General features: G+C 44.2%; 4 protein-coding genes. 1 reads left to right on the top strand and 3 read right to left on the bottom strand.

Going from position 1 to position 3,431, the window contains the following annotated elements; translation table 11 throughout:
* The 3 genes from Q8P86_01855 to rpsP form a co-directional block, all read right to left on the bottom strand.
* Nucleotides 1-336: tRNA (guanosine(37)-N1)-methyltransferase TrmD (locus Q8P86_01855; GenBank protein MDP3996421.1), on the bottom strand; the 336-nt coding region annotated here is incomplete at its 3' end.
* Nucleotides 337-584: 248 nt separating this feature from the next.
* On the bottom strand, nt 585-902 hold the full coding sequence (locus Q8P86_01850) for a KH domain-containing protein (protein ID MDP3996420.1): 318 nt from the start codon (nt 900-902) through the stop codon (nt 585-587).
* Between the two features lie 108 nt (nt 903-1,010).
* Entirely contained in the window at nt 1,011-1,520 is a 510-nt protein-coding gene (gene rpsP, locus Q8P86_01845; protein MDP3996419.1) for a 30S ribosomal protein S16, read from the bottom strand.
* 145 nt (nt 1,521-1,665) lie between these two features.
* On the opposite strand from rpsP, the gene Q8P86_01840 reads away from it, so the two are divergent.
* Nucleotides 1,666-3,431: VacB/RNase II family 3'-5' exoribonuclease (locus tag Q8P86_01840; protein ID MDP3996418.1), on the top strand; the 1,766-nt coding region annotated here is incomplete at its 3' end.

Below are 3,431 nucleotides of genomic sequence, written 5' to 3'. Positions count from 1 at the left end.
AGTATTTGTAAACTGTTTTCCTGCCGGGGACATTATTATGATTTTCAGTTTACTGTCTTTAGTTTTTAGTTTTTTTGCCTTCCCGTTTTTCACTTTAGATTTTAGACCCTTAACTATCCGTTCCACCGCGCCGAGGAGCGGTTGAACGGATAGCACCATCCCGGGACCTCCGCCATACGGCCTATCGTCAACTTTCCTGTGTTTGTCTTTGGTATAGTCGCGAGGGTTATAAAACTTAAATTTCACCTTCTTCTCTTTTTGAGCGCGCCAAAGCATGGACGAATTCACATACGCCTCAAAGACCTCAGGAAACAGGGTGATGATTTGGAAAGTCATATTCTTATTTAGAATAAGCGTATAGCGGATAGCCGGAAAAGGCAAGAAGAAATAACGGAAGCAAGTAAATGAAGACCATGAAAAAGTGACGGCTACGAATTCTCTACACTCAAACTATTCGCCTATTCGTACGAATAAGACCATTGTTGCGAGAGGACATCAGTCCGTAGTTTGTTGAGCCCAAACAAAAACCGCCAAAGGCGGTTTTTGTGTCTTTGCGCTACACGTTATACGCTACACGCTACAAGTTATATCTTCAAATCTTCCATCGCCTCGTCCACTGATTTTGAAGCGCTGCTTTGGGAGCGCATTCCTCCTTCCGGTTCGTTTATTTTAAGGTTAACGCGGGCATTGTTCTTCATTCCAACCACGCGAAGCAAAGTTCTTATAGCTTTGGCGGTGTTGCCCATTCTTCCGATAATTTTGCCCATATCAGCCGAATTTACCGAGAGAGTGAGAAGTACTCCCATCTCGTCCACAGTCCTTTCAACTTTAACGTCGTTCGGATTGTCAACAAGGGACTTGACTACAAAATCCAAAAACTGAACATCCAATTCGTTTGACATAAATGTATGCAAACTTGCAACTTTTATTTCTTGTTAATATCGTGCAGTCCTTCGACGATACTGCATTCCCCATATTTTACCCTCTAATGCCTAAAAGTCAAACCGCAATTATGCTTGCGCCGGAACTTCTTCTTTCTTTTCCTCCCGCGGTTTCTCCTCCGCTTTCGCATCTGGTTCCTTGTCTTTCACTTCTTCTGCCGTGGTAGAAGCGCCGGCGGATTCGGCACTTTTTTCTTCCGATTTGGTCTCCGCGGAAGAGGACTCTGTTTCAGGTTTTGATTCAGCCGGAACCGATTGCGCCTCGGAAGTTACGCTCTCGCTTTTTGCCTCTTCTTCTTTTTTAATCGGACGTTTTTTTGGTAAAACGTTTATCTTCTTGCCCTCAATAAGTTTTCTGTCAATCAAAAAATTATGAACCGTCTCTGACGGCCGAGCCCCTACGGATAGCCAATGCTTCACTCTCTCTACCTTGATTTCTTTTTTGTTATGCACAGGGTCATATGAACCCAAAACCTCCAAGAATTTCCCGCTCTTTGCGCTATTTTTATGGTCTGTCAAAACCACCCTAAACACAGGGACATTTTTGCGACCGACACGCTGTAATCGGATTTTTAACATAAGCGAAATGGTAACACGCTTTGTTATTCCAAGCAAGAAAAACAAGGGGCGCGCGACCTCATAAAGCCCCATAGCCCCGGCACTGATTAAGACATCACTCGCAAGCAACATTGTCAAATCAGCTTAAAAACGCTATGATGTCATAGTGAGAAAAAATCCTAAAAAACATAAAAGCAACGAAGAAAAAGTCGTTTGCGGAGTTATAAGCATCACATCTAAAGGAGCGGGATATGTGGCCGTGCCTGATTTTCAGGACGATATTTTTATAGATGTTCCGCACACAAAAACCGCCTTTAATAAAGACGAAGTGGAAGTAGTCCTCTTCCCCGCCCGAGAGCAGTTTAAGACCAGAGCGGGAAAAGTGGTAAAAATCGTTAAGCGTTTCAAAGAACGCTTCGTCGGCACCTTGAAAAAAGAAAACGGCAGAACTTTTCTTGTTCCCGACGATTATAAAATCCACAAGGACTTTTTGATTTTGGACGCTCCGAAAGAGGCGGAGGAAAATTTAAAAACGTTGGTTCGTCTTACGAAATACGAAGAGGGAGAAAATCCTGAAGCCACAATCATAAAAATCATAGGCCGGAGAGGCGAACACCGAGCGGAAATGGAATCAATCCTGTTAGGCAAAGGATTTGAAACCGGCTTTCCCCCCCAGACAGAAGAAGAGGCGGAAAAAATCGGAAAACAGGAAAAACCGATAAAAGAAGAGGAGATAAAAACCAGGCGGGATTTTCGGGGCGTTACCACTTTTACAATAGACCCTAAAACGGCGAAAGATTTTGATGACGCGATTTCGCTTCGCGAAATCGCGTCATCAAAAGTCCCAGCCCAAAAGTCCGAAATCAAAAACCCGACTTACGAGATTGGAATACACATCGCCGATGTTTCGCATTACGTCAAAGAGGACTCCGCCTTGGACAAAGAAGCCCGCGAAAGAGCTTTCAGCGTTTACTTGGTGGACAGAACCATTCCGATGCTTCCGGAAGTTTTATCAAACGACCTTTGCTCGCTAAATCCAAAAGAAGCTCGGTTGGCCTTTTCGGCTGTTTTTGAAATAGATGGAAACGGACACGTCTTGTCGCGCTGGTTTGGCAGGACGGTCATATATTCCGACAAACGCTTCACTTACGAAGAAGCGCAAGACGTTTTAGATAAAAAAGAAGGCGAGTTTTTCAAAGAACTTCGTGTTTTGAACGATATCGCCCACAAATTGAAAGAAGAAAAATTCAGACAGGGCGCCATTGACTTTGAAACCGAAGAGTTTGAATTTGAGCTTGACAGCGAGGGCAAACCTCTAAAGATTTTTAAGAAAAAACGTTTGGACACTCATAAACTGGTGGAAGAATTTATGCTTCTTGCCAATCGCGAAGTGGCGGAGTTTTTCTGGCAGGCCAGCATTAAGTCGGATAAAAGCGGAAAGAAAGAGTCGCCTTTTCTGTATAGAATTCACGACGTTCCAAACGCCGAAAAAATCGGCGAACTTGCCGTTTTTGTTCGGGCGCTCGGACACGAACTGTCCATTTCCAAAAGCGGTGAAGTTACGGGCAAGGACTTGCAGGCGCTTTTCCGGCAGATTGAAGGCACGCCGAATGAGTCGCTTATAAAAACGGCGGCGGTGCGGTCAATGGCAAAAGCCATTTACTCAACTGCCAACATAGGACATTTCGGACTGTCGTTTGAATATTACACTCACTTCACCTCCCCGATACGACGATATCCCGACCTTTTGGTTCACAGGATGTTAGATAGAATTTTAAAAAACAGAAAAGTCGGCCCGGATGAATTTGTTCGTCTGGAAAAAATAGCAAAGCGCTCCACGGAAAAAGAAATAGCGGCATCGGAGGCGGAAAGAGAAAGCAGAAAATTAAAGCAAGTTGAGTATATGAGCGACAAAATCGGCCGAGAATTTGA

Source organism: bacterium (genome assembly GCA_030699905.1).
Taxonomy (GTDB): Bacteria; Patescibacteriota; Minisyncoccia; order Phycocordibacterales.
Note: the sequence above shows the minus strand (reverse complement) of the source record. Positions and strands in the feature narration are given on the sequence as shown.

Bases quoted from the DNA above. Each gene is read 5' to 3' on its own strand.
- Q8P86_01850 (MDP3996420.1), bottom strand. From the start codon at position 902: ATGTCAAACGAATTGGATGTTCAGTTTTTGGATTTTGTAGTCAAGTCC.
- rpsP (MDP3996419.1), bottom strand. From the start codon at position 1,520: ATGTTAAAAATCCGATTACAGCGTGTCGGTCGCAAAAATGTCCCTGTG.